Origin of the sequence: Bacteroides mediterraneensis (assembly GCF_900128455.1) — a bacterium.
Taxonomy (GTDB): domain Bacteria; phylum Bacteroidota; class Bacteroidia; order Bacteroidales; family Bacteroidaceae; genus Phocaeicola; species Phocaeicola mediterraneensis.
In genome coordinates this window covers 215,773-235,772 of the sequence record NZ_LT635783.1, presented here as the reverse complement: position 1 = coordinate 235,772, position 20,000 = coordinate 215,773, and the positions used below count along the sequence as shown (strand labels likewise).

At 51.3% G+C, this 20,000-nt stretch carries 16 protein-coding genes; 15 read left to right on the top strand and 1 reads right to left on the bottom strand.

The genetic code is table 11. The features are described from left to right. Positions 1–408: 408 nt before the first annotated feature. The 15 genes from BQ7480_RS01000 (at position 409) to BQ7480_RS17550 (ending at position 17,916) form a co-directional block, all read left to right on the top strand. Positions 409–1,566 carry a hypothetical protein gene (locus BQ7480_RS01000; RefSeq protein ID WP_072541351.1) on the top strand — a complete coding sequence of 386 codons (1,158 nt, stop codon included), beginning with the start codon at positions 409–411 and terminating at the stop codon, positions 1,564–1,566. Positions 1,567–1,594: 28 nt separating this feature from the next. Next, positions 1,595–2,836, top strand: coding sequence for an OmpA family protein (locus BQ7480_RS00995; protein WP_072543838.1), 1,242 nt, complete (start codon positions 1,595–1,597; stop codon positions 2,834–2,836). Beyond that, complete coding sequence (locus BQ7480_RS00990) at positions 2,833–3,729, top strand: FimB/Mfa2 family fimbrial subunit (RefSeq protein ID WP_072541350.1); 897 nt, start codon at positions 2,833–2,835, stop codon at positions 3,727–3,729. Before BQ7480_RS00995 ends, BQ7480_RS00990 begins: the two co-directional genes overlap by 4 nt. Positions 3,730–3,755: 26 nt before the next feature. Then, a complete protein-coding gene (locus tag BQ7480_RS00985) occupies positions 3,756–4,673 on the top strand; it encodes a fimbrillin family protein (RefSeq protein WP_072541349.1) in 918 nt (305 codons plus the stop codon). 47 nt (positions 4,674–4,720) lie between these two features. Continuing rightward, positions 4,721–6,640, top strand: coding sequence for a fimbrillin family protein (locus tag BQ7480_RS18075; protein ID WP_072541348.1), 1,920 nt, complete (start codon positions 4,721–4,723; stop codon positions 6,638–6,640). A gap of 83 nt (positions 6,641–6,723) precedes the next feature. Continuing rightward, on the top strand, positions 6,724–7,626 hold the full coding sequence (locus BQ7480_RS00975; RefSeq protein ID WP_072541347.1) for a fimbrillin family protein: 903 nt from the start codon (positions 6,724–6,726) through the stop codon (positions 7,624–7,626). 30 nt (positions 7,627–7,656) lie between these two features. Beyond that, complete coding sequence (locus tag BQ7480_RS00970) at positions 7,657–8,664, top strand: fimbrillin family protein (RefSeq protein ID WP_072541346.1); 1,008 nt, start codon at positions 7,657–7,659, stop codon at positions 8,662–8,664. A 42-nt stretch (positions 8,665–8,706) separates the two neighbouring features. Then, positions 8,707–10,395, top strand: coding sequence for an autotransporter outer membrane beta-barrel domain-containing protein (locus tag BQ7480_RS00965; protein WP_139255677.1), 1,689 nt, complete (start codon positions 8,707–8,709; stop codon positions 10,393–10,395). A 136-nt stretch (positions 10,396–10,531) separates the two neighbouring features. Beyond that, positions 10,532–12,880, top strand: coding sequence for a hybrid sensor histidine kinase/response regulator (locus tag BQ7480_RS00960; protein WP_072541344.1), 2,349 nt, complete (start codon positions 10,532–10,534; stop codon positions 12,878–12,880). Then, on the top strand, positions 12,861–14,162 hold the full coding sequence (locus BQ7480_RS00955) for a sigma-54-dependent transcriptional regulator (protein WP_072541343.1): 1,302 nt from the start codon (positions 12,861–12,863) through the stop codon (positions 14,160–14,162). The genes BQ7480_RS00960 and BQ7480_RS00955 overlap by 20 nt, the downstream gene beginning before the upstream one ends. A 326-nt stretch (positions 14,163–14,488) precedes the next feature. Further along, positions 14,489–14,911, top strand: a complete 423-nt coding sequence (locus BQ7480_RS00950) for a dihydrofolate reductase family protein (protein ID WP_072541342.1) — start codon at positions 14,489–14,491, stop codon at positions 14,909–14,911. A 247-nt stretch (positions 14,912–15,158) separates the two neighbouring features. Continuing rightward, entirely contained in the window at positions 15,159–15,794 is a 636-nt protein-coding gene (locus BQ7480_RS00945; protein WP_072543837.1) for an RteC domain-containing protein, read from the top strand. Between the two features lie 78 nt (positions 15,795–15,872). Next, positions 15,873–16,052, top strand: coding sequence for a hypothetical protein (locus tag BQ7480_RS00940; RefSeq protein ID WP_072541341.1), 180 nt, complete (start codon positions 15,873–15,875; stop codon positions 16,050–16,052). A 6-nt stretch (positions 16,053–16,058) separates the two neighbouring features. Next, a complete protein-coding gene (locus BQ7480_RS00935; protein ID WP_072541340.1) occupies positions 16,059–16,664 on the top strand; it encodes a GNAT family N-acetyltransferase in 606 nt (201 codons plus the stop codon). An 82-nt stretch (positions 16,665–16,746) separates the two neighbouring features. Beyond that, positions 16,747–17,916, top strand: coding sequence for a GNAT family N-acetyltransferase (locus BQ7480_RS17550; protein WP_083581725.1), 1,170 nt, complete (start codon positions 16,747–16,749; stop codon positions 17,914–17,916). Positions 17,917–17,957: 41 nt separating this feature from the next. Here BQ7480_RS17550 and mobC read toward each other — a convergent pair whose 3' ends face one another. Then, positions 17,958–19,967: a conjugal transfer protein MobC gene (gene mobC / locus BQ7480_RS00925; protein ID WP_072541339.1), complete on the bottom strand. Its 2,010-nt coding sequence runs from the start codon at positions 19,965–19,967 to the stop codon at positions 17,958–17,960. Between the last annotated feature and the right edge of the window lie 33 nt (positions 19,968–20,000).

Here is a 20,000-nt window from a genome sequence, read left to right as displayed (position 1 = left end):
TTTCCTTGAATTGTCCTTCAAATTTTCTAAGATTGTCCTCTCACTTTCCGTTAAAATCCGCTAACTTTGCAAGCGGAATTTAATAATTGAATGACAATGTATTTTGATTTACAGCACATTTCAGGAAATATGGCAATCTGTTCAGGCAACATTCCGTTGTCCGCTGCATCGTGCATATACCTGTATTCAAAAAAGTGTCTTGTAAATTTGGATATGTGTGAGATTTGTGTAAACACACACACACACACACACACACACACACACACACACATTGCGACCGGCGTATCTTCGCGCGTTAATATACTTATTATCATCAATACATGCAAGGGTGGAAACTCCTTTTTACGGGAGCTTTCCGCCCTTTTCCGTATTCGTATGCCCCGTTTAACCCATTAAAACAAAAGTCGTATGAATACCGAAATAACCATTATAGCAAGTATATTCCTGTTGCTGGGCGGACTGGCAGCGTTTCCGTTTACGCTCGATTACAGCAATACTTCATGGATGCCCCGATGGATGCGTCCTGACGTGGACTACATGGAACGTCCGTTCCGCTATGACTATCCGGCACGCGGCATACATATATTCTTCTCCGTCCTGACGATGTTTGTGGGAGCGATGTCACTACTTACCTTGCTGGACAAGTCTTTGTCCCGGACGGTGACACCGGGGCAGTGGTTCGACAGCCTTGCCCTTGTTCTTCCTGCCTGCCAGGTGTCGTGCATCCTGTTCCTGCGTCAGGAATACAACGATCCGTTTGAGTATGCCGACCGCCTTACCGGGTTCAATATATGGAAAGTCGCAGCCGCTCTTTGCCTGATACCACTTCTGTGGCTGCCATACGTTGCCGGTCTGTTGGATTCTTCCATATACCGTTTTGCGGTACTTTCCTGTAATCTGCTGGCATACACCTTTCTTGTTTACGATTATAGACGTGTTTACAGGAAGCGTTTCGATTACGAATATACCGAAGACATCGGTTGGAAGGAAATGTATCCGGAAAGCCTGTACCTTTTGGCCTATCCGGTCTGTTCGGTAACCCTGCTCTGGTCCCTATGGCAAAACAAAGAGGTCTGTATCCTCTTATATGGTGTGGCGTTGATTATTTTCAGTCTGACAAAGACAGTATGCCGTTTTCATCCGGCAATCCGGGGAGATGAACATGAACGGTGTGAATATCTCTGGTATCGTCCCCGCGAAATGACTACTGACCGGGCAAAGAGGATTTGCAGTCAGATACAGAAAGGCAGAGGGATATTTGCCGACGCGCATCCTTATTACGTGGTTGTCAGCCGCCGCTGCCATTCCACCCGTTACCAGTTTCAGCTTACCACTGAGGGAGAACATCAAAAAAGGATTCTTCTCGATGGGAACATACGTGTCCTGATCTGTAGGAAATTCGATTCTTTATCCGCAGCCAGCCTTTACCGGCTGCAACTGGTGGAGCAATACTGGAACACGTACTATAATAATTTTTTCCGTTACGAGTCACGTGCCCGTTCGGAGTTTGAAGAAGAACTGAAATGCGACGGAATCGAGGAGAAGAAAATCGGTTCTTCCATTTAAGCAGCATCAAGTGATAATGACCTATAATATGAAAAAAAAGAACTATATTCTATTACTCTGCATCCTGCTCTGTGCAGCTCCGCTCATGGCCCAGGATGCTTCTGAAAAAACCAAATTTCCCGGCTGGTATGTGGGTCTGCAAGGTGGCGTACCCTTCGGTGTGAGCCAGTTCAGCAGTTTCGGTTTCGACAAGACCCGTGCGGGATTCAGCGGCGGAGTTTATGGAGGCTACCGTTTCAATCCTGTACTTTCTTTGGAGGCTCTGGCTGTTTTCGGGAAAATGAGCATGAGCCAGAGAGATTGCTGTATCTCCGGCAATTACTGGCTTGGTTCGGACGGTGTCCGTTATCATGCTCCGGTACTCGGAATGGAAGGCTGGGACTACGCCGGTCTGAAAAGCAGTGTGACGACGCAACGCTACGGTTTGCAGCTCAATGCCGATGTGCTTGGTTTTTTCCCGTCCACCCGTCAAAGCCGGTGGAGCGTGGAGGTGTCGCCCCTGCTGGCAGCCGTTGGCACGAAAGCCTCCCTGTCCACCCTTGACGGCGGAAAAGAAGTATGCAAGGAAAATACGGAATGGCATCTGGGTGCAGGCGGAAACATTCAGGCAGGATACCGTTTTGCCTGCGGTATAGGTGTCGGCATTTACAGTGGTGTCACTTACCTTACGGGCGACGGCATGGACGGACTTCCCAAGAGCGGGCACAAAGCCAACTATATATGGGAAAGCGGCATACGTGTCAGTTTCGTGTTCGGCAAGAAAAGCGGAAAGAAAGCAGACCACGGCATTGCTTACCCGGCATCTACCGGTCAGCCGCAGGATGAGAGGGACAATGCCGTAGAAACAGCCCCGGCGGAAATACCGGAACAGACCGTCACGGACAGTACGGCACAGAAAACTGTTGTCACGGCAGCAGACAATTCAACCGAAACCGATTTTGAATTCCCGACTGTCTATTTCGATTTCAACAGCACTTCGCTTCGTCCGTCCGAGACATCCAAGCTTGAAACGATACTCGGCATACTGAAAGAACATCCCGACATGCACATAGTCGTGACGGGCTGGTGCGACACCCGTGGCAGCCGGAGCGTAAACGAACGCTATTCCATCCGTCGTGCCGAAGCAGTCAAGCTGTGGCTTGAAAGTCGTGGCATCGCAGCCGGACGCATTACAGCCGTAGGGCGTGGCAGCGACGTGAACGAGAAGGATGCGGAGAAAGCCCGCCGTGCCGAAGTGACAGACAAGGAAAGAAAGGAGGTAAGCAAATGAAAACGACCCGATTCTACTTGTATATAACGATATGCGCCCTGTTCAGCGCAACATTTACGGCCTGCGACAAGGACGTACACGAAAATGAAAGCCACGGCCTTGCCGTCGGCATGGAATGGCTCGATGGCATCGAACCGACCGACATCACAAGCCCGGTAAACCTGTGGATATACGACGCTGATGGTCATGAAGTGGAAGCGCACGAGTTTTCCTCTCCGCAAGAACTGGCATCCGGCCTGTTCAGCCTGCCGGAGGGCGACTATACGCTTGTAGGCGTCTGCGGCCTGACAGAGCCGTACCGGTATGATTACGAGAACGGTACACGGACAGCCGACATGCTGCGCGTTTCGCTTGCCGACCCGTCGGCTTCGCCCGCACACGCCGTCGGCGGCGTGGCTGTGGCAAGCGTGACCGACACCGGGGTCAATCTCCGTTCCGTCATCCGTGTCGCTCCGTTGCTGGCAGAGCTTGCCGTCCGTATCGACGGCGTGCCCGAAGGGGCAGAGCTTGCCGTCACAGTACGCAATGCCGCCACCTCGCTTTATCTGGCGCGGCAGGGCGACGACAACAGCTATATCGTACCCTCTGCCGAAAAGAGCGAGGCGCACCTGCCGCAAGCCGTTGCCGACGGGGGGACGATCTCGGCCGGTGCCCGTCTGATGCCGACGGCACAGGGCGAAACCTGCACGCTGCTCTACCTGGTCATGACCTTTGCCGACGGCTCCCGTCATGAATACACGGCGGAAGCTCCCCTGATGCTTGCCGGGAAACGCTACGAGCTGGCATTGGAATACGACAGGATGCAGCCCTACATGTATATCACCGCCACCGACATTAACCCCTGGGGCGAAGGCTGGATTACGAGTGATGACATCTTTAATCCCGGAATATAATTAACAAATAAAATAGAGATAGAGTTATGATGAAGAAAATGTTATCCGTTGCAGCCGCACTCCTTGTACTGGCGGCATGCACGAACGACCATGAACCCGGCTATGCTCCGGCAAAAGAGATCCGGGTGGATGCCTCCATCGGGCAGATGACCCGTGTGACAACCGACGGCGACGAATCGGTGTTTGAGACGGGCGACCGTATCAGCGTCTATGCCTGGTTGGGTGCAGCCGACGATGCACAGCAGCTTGTGGTGAACAATTCCGTCAATACCTTAGGTGACGACGGCACATGGACGGCCAGCCCGCAAATGCTGTGGGCAAACAGCAGTTCGGCGCATTACTTTCTGGGCATTTATCCGGTGCAGGAGGTTAGCGACCTTCAGGCCATGAACTTTGTGCTGACCCCCGAAGACCAGGAGGCAAGCGACCTGCTTTATGCCCTTAACACCGGCACTGAGAACAAGGGCATCACGCCCACGAACACACCCGTGACGCTGACATTCAATCACCTGATGTCGAAACTGATAGTGAACCTGAACTTCCGCAGCCAGTGGGCTGAAACACCGGTCGTGGAATCGGTCACAGCCGTTGCCAAGACTGAGGCAAGCGTCAATTTCCTCTCCGGAGAGATTACGCCACAGGGCGACAATAAGGCGATAGACATCCCGGCTTTGGAAACACCGGCACCCAACTACGCTTGCAGCTATGCCGGTATCATGATTCCTAACAGCAATTTAATTGAAATACAGATCAAGGTAAAAGACATTGACGAGCCATACGTCTATAACGTAGGGGTTTCCATCCCGTTGGAAACAGGCAAGTACACCACCGTCAACCTGACATTGGGACGCGACGGAATCACACTCGACAAAGACATCACCATCACCGACTGGGCTCCGCTCGAAGGCGACTATGGCGGTAACATATTTTTTCCGGGTGCGTAAACCGCTGTGCTGACTATATATTTATAACTGATTAAAACAGCAAACGTATGAATATAAAGAATCTATTATTGGCAACAACCGCTATCCTGTTGGCTGCGTGCAGCACCGACAGCGATGTACTGCCACCGCAAGACCTTGGACAGATAAGGGTAACGGCATCCGTGGGAGCCATGACCCGTGTGGCCCATAGCGGCAACTCGACCACCTTCGAGACGAATGACCGCATCAGTGTCTATGCCTGGCTGGGAGCCGACAACGACATGCAGCGGCTTGTGGTGGACAACTCCATCAATACATTAGGCGGTGACGGCACATGGACCGCCGAGCCGCAGATGCTTTGGGCCGACAATACGTCCGACCACTATTTCCTCGGCATCTATCCCGAGCGCAACGGAGCTACCGATTACGATGCCGACCCCTATACGCTGGACTTCAATAACCAGACCGCGAGCGACCTGCTGGTGGCGAGGACCACGGCCAAGCCCACCGGTTCTGCCGTGAAGCTGGAGTTTGAGCATGTAATGGCCAAGCTCGTGGTAAACCTTTCGTTCCGCAACGAGTGGACAACCGCACCCGAAGTGGCTTCGGTAACGGCAACCGCATGCACCGAAGCCACCGTGAATTATTTAGAGAATCCTGTCGAGGTAACCCCGGCAGCCGGTCAAAACCTTGTGGTGATTCCCTTCACGGGCACATCCGCCAGCTATGCCGGCATCATGATTCCCGGGCAGAGCGGGTTCCGCACCATCAACGTCACGCTGGAGAACGGCAAGGTATATACCTATACCCACCCTTCAGGCATAGACCTGCAACCGGGCAGATACACTACGGTGAACCTTGTGCTGGGACACGACAGGATCGAACTGGACGATGCGGGCATCAGCGTGTCCGACTGGGAAAACGGTACTTCCATTGATGGCGCAGAAGCGAACGAAGCCTACTCATACGATTCCAATACCAAAACCATCACCATTTACAGCGGTGAAGGACTGAAGGTAGCGGCAGATGTGGTGAACAGCGGTGATACCGACATCAACATCACCCTCGACAATGACATCGACCTCTCGGACATCGACTGGACGCCGATAGGAGACTACTATAACCGATACACCGGCACCTTCGACGGTGGCAACTATACCATCACGGGGCTGACCGTTACGGGAAGTAACGAATATGCGGGCCTGTTCGGACGCATCGGCTCCGGCGGCACGGTGAAGAATGTGGTGCTGAAGGACGTACAGATAGAAAGCGATAACCAGTATGGCTGTGTTGGCGGCGTAGCGGGTAATAGCGATGGCAACATTGAAAACTGCTCGGTGTCGGGCAGTGTCAGCAGTCGCCATACCGCAGGCGGCGTGGTGGGCCAGCAATTTGGCGGTTCCATCACCCTATGCGGCTCCTCGGCCACAGTGAAGGGAACGGGCGAAGTCGGCGGCGTGGCAGGTAAAACGGATAATAGTGCCACCCTGACAGCCTGCTATGCCACAGGAAACGTGACCTTTGAAAGAGCCTCCACAATCAACACCTTCGCTGGCGGCGTGGTGGGACTTAACGGAACCGGCAGCATTCTCACCGCCTGCTATGCCACGGGCAACGTGACCGGTACAGGCACTGGAACCGGCTCTTGTTGTGTAGGCGGCGTAACGGGAGACAACTTTAATGGCACCCTGACCGCCTGCTACCATGCCAATGGGACTGTCAGCGGCCCGGACGGAGCCACAGGCGGCGTGGCGGGACAGAACTTCAAGGACTCCATGTTTGGTGGCGGTATCATCACCGCCTGCTACTGGGGAGACAACGGTCAGGAACAAGGCATAGGCTATAATCAGGCGGGCACTGGCGAAACCACTCAGGTGGACGGCCCGACTACTTGGCAGACGGCTGTGGATGCCATGAACACCGCATTGAATTCTGAAAGCTGGAAGTACGTACTCAACGGAGCGCTGCCGACATTGGAGGAAAAATAAACCGTCGGACGGGATTCCGGTTCCATCCGAAAAAGGAATCTTTGAAAGATAAATAATTAACAACTTAACAGAAAATAGTTCAAATGAAAAAAGCAAACATTTTGGCAACAGCAGCGCTGGCCACCCTTTTGGCAGCCTGCTCCAACGACAGCGACGTGCTCAACACGCCCGACTATGCCGACACGCCTATCGGACTGAATGTGAACGTAGGCCCGATGGCAACCCGTGCCGGTTATGAACAGGGAGCATTGACCGAAGGAAGTTTCGGACTTTATCTGACAACGGAAGGCACCAACAGCGACGAACGCTACAACTGCACGAACCGGGAAGTGAGATATGAAAGTGGCTGGACAATTCAGGGCGAACAACTCCTGTGGAAAAGCAATGATGCAACAGTTACCTATTACGCTTATCTGCCCTATACAGGAACAGTGAGTGATGCTGCAAACTATGCCTTTGCGGTACAGACCGACCAGAACAGCGATGAGAGCAACGTCAAGGCTTCCGACCTGCTTTGGACCGGACAGCAAACCGCCACACCCGGAACGGCACTCGACATCAACTTCCAACATGCACTGTCCAAGCTGAACGTGACACTGACAAAGGGCTCTGAGCTTGAAGAAGGACTGATCTTCACATCGGTAAGGCTCTCCAACTGCGCCACGGCCACTACCGTGAATCTGACTGACGGAACAACCGGTAACACTACCAACAGCGGACAGACCATCACCATGTATGCTGCAACGCCAAACGAGCAATACGAGTGCATCCTCGTACCGCAGACCTTCGCTCAGAGCCTGAAGGTGGAAATCACCGACAACAACGGAAAGGTATATACATTCACATCCAACAAAGGCCTTACGTTTGCCAGTGGTGAACAATATACGCTGAATCTTACCGTAGGCCGCGACAAAGTGACGACGGGCACCATTTCTGCCGAGTCATGGGATAACGAACAGCAAGGCGGCGACTTAGTAACAGAATAAAAGTAAACAACGTTCATAAACATAACAAGAATGAAAATAGCAAAATATATTCCGGCTGCCGCCCTCGCACTGGTGTTGGCAGGCTGCCAAAGTGAAGATGATTTCATCTCTTCCGACTATGCCAACGACCCGATGGCCGTACACATCCGTGCAGGCATCGAGGCTCTGCAGACCCGTGTGAACACGGCAGGAACAGGCAACGCATGGGACGAGAACGACCAGATTTCGGTAACAAACACCTCGCCAGAAGCGATAACAGGCAAGGACAAGGCGGTTTACAAATACAACGGCAGCACATGGGTGCCTGAAGGAACAGACTACATAGTCTGGTCTGACGATGTCGAAAACACCTTTGAAGCCTATTATCCCGTCGTGGAAGGGAAAACGGACTCCTACACGCAGTTTGAACTCCCGGCCGACCAGAGCAGCAGCAATCCAACTGAAACCAATTACATAGGCCGTGCGGACTATATGACGGCGGCAGCGTCACAAAGTAAGAGCGACGCGCTGAACCTGACATTCAAGCACCACCTGACCAAGGTTACCGTGAAGATAAGCGGTTACGGTGACCAGTACGAAACGGTGAAACCTACATTCCAGGCTCCTACATTCACGGTACCTACCACAACGACTACAGTAGATGGAAAGAGACTGACCGTTGCCGGCAATGGAACGACAGTAACCGGACTATTCAGCGAGGACACTTCGGCAGAAGCCAAACACAGCTTCACCGCCGTCCTGCTGCCGGGCAAGTATGCTACTAATGATACGTTTGTCCAGCTGAACATTCAGGGCGGCACTTCGCTTACCGTCAAGGCCAACGAGCAACTGACTACCGGTTTGGAATCGGGCAAAGCCTATACCTTCAACGTGACCGTAGGTAAGAATGGTGCCACCATCAACAGCGTTACGGTTGGCGACTGGGGTACCGGCGGCTGGACGGAAAGCGGCACGGCAGACGCAGCCCTTTCATTCAGCATCCAGACTTCGACGGACGGACTGACACCTGACGATGGCGAGTATATCCTTGCCGATTGACATACAATAAAATTCAGACCATAAAATAAACGGAATAACAAAATGAAGACAAGAAACAAACTATACGATAAGAGCCGGCTGCGCCTCCTTTGTCTGCTGACAGCGTTGCTCGGCTTATTCGGTGCCGGACAGACATGGGCGGGCAATCCCACCACCCTCACCGTGGGCGGCACTGATGTGCTGAACGGCGGCTACTGGACGACCAACGCCGACGGCACCCTGACCGAGGCCAGCGCAGACAACTACAATGTCTACTACGACGGCAACGGCACCCTGACCCTGAAGGACGCCACCATCAACGGCACGAATACCACCGGTCATGTCGGAGCGGGCATCTACGCAGAGGGTGACCTGACCATCGTGCTGGAGGGCAGCAGCACCGTCACGGGCGTTCAGGATCCAAACGACGAATCCCAGAGCATCCGTGTGTCTGGGAACCTGACCATCCAAGGCGGCAGCCTGACCGCGCAGGGCGCTGAGACAAGCTCAGGCAGCAGTTATGGTATCTTTGTCACGGGATCATTCACCCAGCAAAGCGGCATCGTCACCGCCATCGGCGGCAATGTTAGCGGAAATTATAATTCGGAAGGTCTCTATGTATACGGTGCCGCGGTTACGGTGCAGAGCGGGACGCTGACCGCCACCGGCGGTGACACCAGTGGCAGCAGTTATGGCATCTCTGCGAGAGGGCCTGTCACCGTGGGCAGCGCCGCCGTGACCGCCACCGGCGGATCTGGGAATGCAAGTTATGGCCTTTATATTGATTCCTCTTCCCCTTCGGTGACCATATCCGGCGGCGGCTCCCTCACCGCCCGGAGCGAATCGGCGGACAGGGCGGGCGGCATTTACGTCCTGAACTTCTTTGGCAGCGCAGGGGCTGTGACCGTCGGGGACAACTCCACCCTGCTGGCCAACAGTGTGATATTGCATGATAATTCTTTCATTGAAAAACCGCTGGCCCCCACCGGCAACGGCAGCTGGCTGATCTACGGCCAGAGCAACCAGCCCAGCGCCGTGGGCGGCAACTATACCCTGAAAGAGAATATCACCATCCCCAGCGGCGCGGTGGTCACCATCCCGGAGGGCAGCACCCTGACGATTCCGGAAGATAAGACTTTGACTGCCGATGCCAACCAGTTGGTTGTAAACGGAGAACTGGTATTGGAAGGTACGTTCGAAAATGCAAAGGAATTGGAAGGTTCGGGAAATCTTGTTTTGGGCGAAATAACGCTGACTGACGATGAGGGTATTAGCGAGTATGCAGGTTACCAACTCAAGTTGAAAAGCAAAAAGGTTACTTATGTCCGTGCCCTGTCAGATAACTCCCAATATGGAACCATCTGTCTGCCGTTCGTTCCTACTTCTGTAGCTGGCGGTCAGGTTACTTACTATCAGGTCGAGAAGTTGGGAAGCAACGAGATTACCCTCGTAGAAACTGATTTTGAAGCCGGCAAGCCGCTGTTCTATCAAACATCCGGTACAGGCGACATCACCTTCAGCGCCGAAAGTGCCGCAGGCGTGGAACTGGTAACCACCCCTGCGACAGACAACTTCATGGTAGGTACAATGAGTGAGGTTATACCCAACGCGGGCTACTTCCTGAAGAACGGCAACATCTATCCGATAACCGATGGAGTCCAAGTAAAGGTGAAGTCTTTCCGTGCGTATGTGAAGGGGCAGAATGATGCTTCGCAAGCAAGCGTCATGTCTGTCAATGTGGCAAGACCGTAACAAAGTATTAAGAACTCCCATTCCGGGCGGGAGCATTTGTGCCCGGTAACATCATACAGACACCGCAGCCCGCTACCGCAAGGTCAGTGGGCTGCATTTTCATAGGAGAAACTATAAACAAAATGAGGTAAACCGCATGAAACAGAAAACAATAGCAACCAGGCACCTGCGCACCAAGATAGCGGCGGGATATGTGCTGATACTATTCGTCATTTTCGGCATCGTCTATATTTGGCTCAACGAACAGCACAGACGACAGGAATTAGAGATTACAAGCCAAAAGATAAGATGTTTACGCAAGGACATACACGAGGTATATGTTAAAATGGTGGATTTATCCCTTATTGGTGAGACCGTGCTGGACTGGAATGAGGAAGATATGAATATATACCATAAGAAGCGTCTGGAGGTGGACAGTCTGCTCAGCCTGTTCAAGTCCAGCTATCGCAGCGAACGTATAGACAGCGTCTGCCGGCTGCTGGCTGAAAAGGAAAATCTGCTGAATAAAATCATGCTGGTACTCAACGAACAGGAAGAAATAAAAGACAAAATAGCCCGACGGGTTCCAGTAATAGCCCGCAAGAGTTCGCAGGAAGAGCCCCCAAAAAGAAAACGGACAGGCTTCTTAGGACTGTTCGGAAAAAAGGAAGAAGCGAAACCGACTGTTACGACTTCCATGCTCAATACGCTGAACAGTGACGTGATAGCCCGCCAGAAAGAACAAAGCGAGAGGTTGAGCCAATACACCGACAGCCTTTCTGTAAGAAACAGGAAACTGAACTGCCAGTTGCAAGGAATGATTAAGAAAATGGATGCGAGAATACGGACAGACCTGCAACAGCAAGAAACAGAGTTAGCCGCCATACGCAGGCAATCGTCGGTGCAAGTAGGCGGACTGACGGCAGTTGTAGCATTACTGCTGCTGCTCTCGTATTTTATCATCCATCGAAACGTGAAACGTATCAGTCAGTATAAGAAAGAGACAAATGAACTGATAGACAAACTGCAAAAGACGGTGGAACAGAACAAACAACTGCTTACCGCCCGCCGGAAAATCATGCTGACCGTCACGCATGAACTCCGCACACCGCTGACTGCCATCAACGGTTACGGGGAACTTTTGGCACAGACTGAAAATGAGAACAAAAGAATAGAATATACCCAAAACATAAGGCAGGCGGCAGGTAGAATGACGGATATGCTGAATACCCTGCTGAACTTTTTCCGGCTTGACAGCGGGAAAGAACAGGCAAACGCTGTCCCCTTCCGCCTGAGAAACGTGGCAGAAATACTCCAGACAGAATTTGAACCGCGAGCTGAAGCCAAGGACCTGACCCTGCGCATTACCGGATGCAGCGACATCATTCTGATGGGTGACCGCAACCGGCTGGTACAGATCGGCAACAATCTGCTGAGCAATGCCATCAAGTTTACGGAAAGCGGTACGGTAGGACTGGACATGGCTTATGAAGCCGGGAAACTTGTACTGACCGTGCAGGATACAGGCACAGGAATGAGCCATGAACAGAAGGAAAAGATATTTGAACCTTTTGAACGCCTGCCGAATGCTGCCGTCAAAGACGGTTTCGGACTGGGACTTCCGATAGTCAAGAACACAGTCACCCTGCTGGGAGGAACAGTAGATGTAGAAAGCGAGGAAGGCAAAGGCAGCCGGTTTACCGTAAAATTGCCGATGCCTCTTGCCGACAATATCATAGAGATAGAAAAGCGCAAGGCCGGAATTTCAGCCAGACGCCATGCGGCTTTTTACTCCGTTCTGGTTCTGGACAATGATGAAATGACACTGGCCATGACCAAAGAGATGTATGGCAGCTGCAATATACGCTGTGACACATGTGCCAATACATCGGACCTGATGGAAGCCATACGGGAACGGCATTATGATTTACTGATAACAGACCTGCGAATGCCTGAAACAAACGGATATGACGTGCTGAAACTGTTGCGCTCGTCGAATGTGGGCAACTCACAGACCATTCCGGTAATCGTCACTACGGCCTGGGGCAATTGTGATGAACAGAGCCTGCTTGACTTCGGTTTTTCGGGCTGCCTCTTCAAGCCATTCTCATTGCCAGACCTGCTGCAAATATCCGAGAAATGTATCGGTATAAAGGAACAGGAATACTCACCGGACTTATCCCCCCTGCTGGCATACGGCAACAAGGAGGAAATGCTGGATACACTGACCCAAGCTACGGAAAAAGAAATGCAGGGAGTGAAACAGGCCGGCATGATGAAAGACCTCAAGGCTCTGGACGAATGGGTACACCATCTGCGCAGCTCATGGAGCGTGATCCGGGCTGACAAGCCACTTTGGAAACTGCACGGGCTGTTACACAAGGAAGGCGGCAGTACGGAAGATGAAATCAGCCGGGCTGTCGATGCGGTTGTCCGCATGGGGCAAAGTATCATAGAACAGGCAAAAAAAGAAAGGAGGATACAGGATGAAGGTTTTTGTGGTTGAGGACAATCCAGTCTATTGCAAATATGTATGCAACCTGCTTGCCAGAGAAGGATTTGAAACAGAAACAGCTTCATCGCTGTCAGCCGCCCGCAAGCTGGCGGACAAGATGGAAAGTGAGGACATCATACTTGCCGACCTTCGCCTGCCCGACGGTGAATGTACCGGACTGTTGCAGTGGATGCGCAATCAAGGCAAACGGCAACGCTTCATCGTCATGACCGACTACGCCGAGGTACATACGGCAGTGGAAAGCATGAAACTCGGCTCTGAGGACTATATCCCGAAACGGCTGATAGAAGAACGGCTGCTGCCACTTGTGCAGACCATAAGGAAAGAACAGGAACGCACACGACGTGCCCCCATATTCAGACGTACCAGCGAGGCGTATCTTTCCGCAAAGCATCGCGCCAAGATTGTCGCACCGACCAATCTGAGTGTGATGATTCTGGGCGAGAACGGAACCGGAAAGGAGCATTTCGCCCAGTATATCCACGAAAAAAGCAAACGGGCGGACAAGCCGTTTGTCGCAGTGGACTGCGGTTCATTGTCCCCGGCATTGGCACAGTCCGCCTTTTTCGGACATGTGAAAGGAGCATTTACCGGTGCGGATGCCAACCGCAGCGGATTTTTTCAGGAAGCGGAAGGCGGCACGCTGTTTCTGGACGAAGTGGGAAACCTCATGCCTGACACCCAACAAATGCTGTTGCGTGCCATACAGGAACGGCGGTACCGACCCGTAGGCGGCAAAGAAGACAAGACAGCCGATGTGCGCATTATAGCAGCCACCAACGAGGATTTGCAGAAAGCCGTATCGGAGAAGCGTTTCCGTCAAGACCTGCTTTACCGCTTGCAGGAATATGCAGTAACTGTACCACCACTTCGGGAAAGCAGTGATGACATCATGCCTCTCTCGGAATTTTTCCGTGAACAGGCAAATATGGAGCTGGAACGCAACGTGAAAGGCTTCGACCAGTCGGCACGCAAAGCCCTGCTCACCCATTCATGGCCGGGCAACGTGCGTGAACTGCGTCTGACGGTACAGGTTGCGGTATTGCATACGGCAGGAGATATGGTGTCTGCAAAAGATTTGGAAATAACCGGTGAACATATCTGCACTTCTTGTTCCACATTAAAAGATGAGGAACAAGAAAAAGAACGTATCCTGCACGCACTGGAACAGGCGAACGGCAACCGGAATATGGCTTCGCAGATATTGGGTATAGGTCGTACGACATTATATCGGAAAATGATGGAATATGGACTGAAATACGGCGATAAATAGCTCCAAAATGAATATTTCCGCTGTAAAATAATATATTATCCGCACAAATTCCTATCTTTGTGGAGAAGTTTAGGAATAAAACAGGCAGTCGGATCATGTCCGGCTGTCTGCTGATATAGACATAAGAACGCAAGGTGTCCAAGCGTAAATCTGGAAAATTGACACTGAAAGGTACAAATTGCGTGGTGCTTATGCTATGCTTTGTCATAGCGTGCATTCACGTATATAACCTTTCAAGGGCTTTCCAGAGCCTACGCTTGGTGTAGCGTGGATAGCACGCTACTTTTTTATTCCAAGCGAACCGGAAAGACCAAGAAATTCAGATTATGGCGAAAATACAATTGCTGGCAATACTTTCGATGGACGGCTGTCTGGCGGATATGAAAACAGAAGGGCGCTGGTGGCTCCGTCCAGATTGTCATGGCATCTCAGACATATATAACAAGGCAACCTTTGAACTTTCACCGGATTATTCAATGACCACATTGATAGCCGAACATGAGAAACAAGACGACAACACCGTTTATCTGATTGAAGCGACCCATCAGAATGCCGATTTTATCAATGCGCTGCTGAATATGCGTATCGTTGATGAAATTATCATCTACACCGTACCGTTCATAGCGGGTACCGGTTTCTTTCTGTTTCAAAAGAATTTGCCAATATCCTATTGGAAACTGACCGAACAGAAAAGTATGCCGGGAGCCTTGCGACACATATACCGTAAGGTGGATGTGGAAGATAATTAGCCGTATCATGTTCCAAAATGGAACGTGAAACACGGATTCGGTTGTTCCAAAATGAAACGCGGTTTCATCTTGAAACAGTTTTTTTGGCCGTTTATACAATGGCTGAAAAATATTTTATCTCTATTCTATTGTATAACAGCAGGATACAAAATCCTGCCGTTTTTTTTCTGTTTGCGGAAAAGCATTTGTACTCATAGTTCATGTGCGCACACTGATAATCAAAGTGTATCATTCAAACAGAAAAAACATGAATTACCTTATATTGACAGAAACCGAGTTTTTCGGTCTTATAAACGGAAATGATGAAACAATCAATCTGAATGCCGCCTACGGGTGTTTTGTCAAGGCGGTTGTCGAACTGCTGTCCGATAACGATACGGACGGTGTAAAGATTGCACTGGCGTATGCCGAGAACGAACTGGAATATCACAACACGCAGTATCTTGCAGGTGGGGTGAAAAGCCATACCGACCTATTTGTCCGCAAAGCCTTGTCTTTTGTCCGCAAGATGCAAAAGCAAATCTCCACAAGCCGCTTACAAGTGCCACCACTATCTACTACTATCCACTCTGAATGCGAAAAGAGAAATAAAGATACAGACAACATTCCTGCCATACGATGGACTGGCAAGGCATCCGACCTTGTGGAACTTATCTATGGGGTCAGCGAAATGGGCTGCATCAATGACGGAGAGACCTCACTGAAGGAAATTGCCGACTATTTCTACAAGATGCTTGGCATACAGGCGAAAGGATGCTATAACATATACAGCGACATCAAGATGCGGAAGAACGAAAGCCGTACCTATTTCCTTGACCGTGCAGCCGAGAAAGTGAACCGAAGGATGCAACTGGACGAGGAACGGGAAAGGATGAGAAGGTAATCGAGAAAAGTCCGGTTTTCTGCAATTATTCGAAAGAAAAAGACTACCTTTGCAAAAACAATTAAAAGACAATAGATTATGGCAATAGAAATCAAACCCATTCCGGTACTTCGCGGCAAGGCGGCGGAGCGTTTCGTGGAAGAAGCGGACAGGAACGCCAGAGAAAAACGCGGCTCCATAGACTTCACGAAGCAGGTGGAAAAGATGCGTGCCATCCTGAAACGCTCCAGACTGTACAATATAGATAAGGAGGGATAGGACGGTATGCTGGAATATTGTGAGTTCTGTGAGCTGAATGAAGACGTGCTGCGCGAATGCGGCGGCTTCTCGTGCAAGGACAGGGATATAACCGAGTTCTTCACGAAGGAATATGCGGATTATGCCTACCAGCTTTTGGGAAAGTCCTACTGTTTCGTGGAGCAGGACAAGCACCGCATCGTCGGAGCTTTCACCGTAGCCAATTCAAGCATCCGTGCCGACCTGCTTCCGAATAGCCGACGCAACAGGCTCAACCGTAACATACCCAACGAGAAACGCCGTCCCCAATATCCTGCGGTGCTGGTGGGGCAGCTTGCCGTCAGCGAGAACTATATGGGACAGCACATCGGCGATGAGATACTGGATGCCATCAAGTCATGGTTCATCGAGCCGCTGAACAAGACCGGATGCCGCTATATAGTGGTGGATGCCCTGAACAATCCGAAAATATTCGATTTTTACCAGCGGAACGGCTTCAAGTTCCTGTTCTCCACGGAGGAAGAGGAACGGACTTTCCTGCACGGCAGGAGAACGGCGGAAGAAAAACCTGACATGCAGCCCATGCGCACCCGACTGATGTACTTTGACCTGATACTGCTGCGTACCCGATAAGAAGGAACCGTAAAACAATACAATAACATATCTCCCATGCAATTTGCCTCCTATTTTGCATGGGAGTTTTTATATCGTGAAAATGGCAAAGAAAAAGAAGAAACATAACGGACACTATTGTAAAGTATGCGGCTGCTGCAAGTCCAACGAAAGCTTTACGGGCAAAGGACACGCACAGCACATCTGCAAGGAATGCCAGTCGCTGCCGAAGGACGAGCAAGCGGACATGATGCGCTGTAACGAAGTGGAGCGTGCCGCATTCCGCTTCCCCATGAGGCAGCAGGATTGGGAACTGCTGGAAAAATATGCCAAGAAATACAAGGACAGGGAGTCCGGGCAGTTCGCACAGGAAATGCTTGACATGAAACGCGGCAATTATGCACCAGAAGAGGATGATGAAGAAGCGGATGATTTGTTTGGCAAAATCTATGAAATCGAAGAAACCCCCTTTTCGGATTTGGATGAAGACAACCGCATTGCCGTTGAAGAACTGCTGGAGGACAATATCAACGAGTTCATGATACACAAGGACTATATCCCCGAAGGAAAGGACTTGCAGGATATAGCGGATTGGGTATTGAAAGAGACCAACGATGCGTTTTATCTAAAAGTCGTCCCTGATGACGCATACCGCAAGCTCATAGACGATACCGTCCGGAAGCTGGTCAGGGAATGGAAAGACGACGGCATGGAGATAAAGACCTATACCGAGTCGCTTACGGTCATGGAAACGGAACGGCTTATAATCAGAAAAATCACCCGCAAGGATATGGGTGCATTGCTCGCCCTTATGGGCAAGCCGGAAGTCATGTACGCATGGGAACACGGGTTTGAAAAGAAGGAAGTGTGCCAATGGCTGAACCGCCAGCTTACCCGTTACCGTAAGGACGGATACGGATATTTTGCCGTCATATTAAAGGAAAACAATAAGTTTATCGGACAGGCAGGCTTAATGAAAAGCGTGATTGACGGGAACAATACCGTGGAACTCGGCTACATGCTGGACAATGTGCATTGGCATCATGGCTATGCCACGGAAGCCGCCCGAAGGTGTCTGCAATATGCTTTTGAGGAATTGGGATTACAGGAAGTCTGTTGCAGCATTCGTCCCGAAAATACATCTTCCCTCCGTGTGGCAGAAGCCATCGGAATGATACCCTGTGGCAGCCATACCATTGTATATAATGGAAAGGAAATGCCCCATCTGTTATATAAGCAGAAAAATATAATTGACAAAAAAGAAAATCCGTAACAGTCAGTGCTACGGATTTTCCTTTTTTCGCCTGCGGCATGTTACTTGTTCTGCAAGAGGTATTGCAGTTCCGGGTCGGACTGGATGCGCTGCAGCTCATCGGCGACAATCTGCCGGACCTCTGCACGGATACGGTTGTAGTTCTCCTGAATCATCTCCTTCATGCAGTCGTTGCCGTCGGCATCGGTAAAGTCCGTGATGATGGGAATAGGCTTGTAAGCCTGTTCCTCACGCTTCACTTTCTCGGCATCGACCACAATCTCGCAATGGAAAATCTTCTGTTCGATGCGTTCGTCGTAATTGTCGGCGACGGCTCCCACGAACATGCCCTGCGTGAGCGTGGAAATCTTGCTCGCCGGAATCAGGCTCTCCATCTGCGTATTGATGGAAGTGGACTTGTCCTCGCGGTTGATGGTGATGCTCTGCCGCCTCTGGAGAATCTTGCCGAAACGCTCGGAAAGGGTCTTGGCGGTCTCGCCCACGACCTGACCGGAAAAGATGTTGCCGACGGTGTTCATCACTACGGCGGCCTCCTTGTCGCCGTAGTCACGCTTGAGCTGGGAAAAGTCCTGAAAACCCAGCAGGGTGGAAACCTTGTTGCTTCGGGCGGTGGCAATCAGGTTGTCCAGCCCCTTGAAGTAAATCGTGGGCAACTCGTCTATGATTATTGAGGATTTGAGCCTTCCTTTCTTGTTCACGAGCTTGACGATGCGCGAGTTGTACAGTCCCAACGCCGCCCCGTAGATGTTCTGACGGTCGGGATTGTTGCCCACGCAAAGGATTTTCGGCTCGTCGGGGTTGTTGATGTCGAGCGTGAACTCGCTGTCGGACATGACCCAGTAGAGCTGCGGAGAAATCATGCGCGAGAGCGGAATCTTCGCCGAGGCTATCTGTCCGGCGAGCTGTTCCATCGCCCCGCCCTGCCAGGCGTCCATGAACGGGGAAAGGTAGTTCTCCAGTTCGGGATAGCTGGTGAGAATCGGGAACAGGTCTTCGTAACGGCGGTTGAGCAGCTCGATGGCATGGGGAAAGGTACAATACTTCCCGTCTTTGTAAATCCTTAAAAACCAAATCACTGCGGCAAACAGGATAATCGGCGACTCCACGAAGAAGTCGCCCTGCTTTTGCACCCAAGTCTTATTCAAATTGAGCATTATCGTGTAGGCACTCTCGTAGGCATCGGTGATGTCCTCCATGAAATCCGGGTGTATGGGATTGCAGCGGTGCGAGCGGCGCGGGTCGTCGAAGTTTATCACGTAGAACTTCGGCCTGACCCTGTACCCGTCCGGGTGGTTCATCAGGTGGTTGTAGGCAATGGTAGATAAGTCGCTGAATTTGAAGTCATAGATATAGAGTGCGAAGCCCTTCTCAATCTGTTGTTTAATGAAAGAATTAACCACAGCATACGACTTTCCACTGCCCGGAGTACCCAACACGATGGAAGCACGGAACGGGTTTACCACATTGATAAATCCGTCGTTCCACTTCTTCTTATAGTAAAAGCGGGTGGGCAGATTTACTGAATACTCGTTTTCCATGAGGCGGGTCTCCTGCATGAAACTCTCGTTTTCCACATTGAACACGTCTTCCATAAGGTTGGTACGCAAAAGGCGGCTCATCCACGTGCCCGCCATGAGCAGGCAGACATAGCCCGCCGCCATCGAAGCGGTGTAGAAACCCGCAACCGCCTCCACCGGAAGCGGCAGGGACAGCACCCACCAGTTGCCGAAGAACAGCACCAGCCCCGCGGCAAGTACCGCCCAGATCCGGCGCCAGGTGATTTTCTCCTCCTTGACACCCTTCGTGCCGAGGCACGAGAGCGCGAGCAGAAGAATGGCAAAGAGCTTCGTGTAGAGAATGTGATGGAACAGTCCGGCGGTACGGTCGAAGTTCATCAGTACCCGGTCCACGATACCTATGCCGATGCCCCACAGCCTTACGGCTTCGTAACAATACCAGTAGAGGTGGATGACCACCAGAATAATGCTTACGGCACGAAGAAAATCCATGATTTTCGCCAGTGCCCTCAAATCGTCTTCCTGTTGTGACATAATCTGTTTCTGTTTTTAAGTTTGAATGACTGA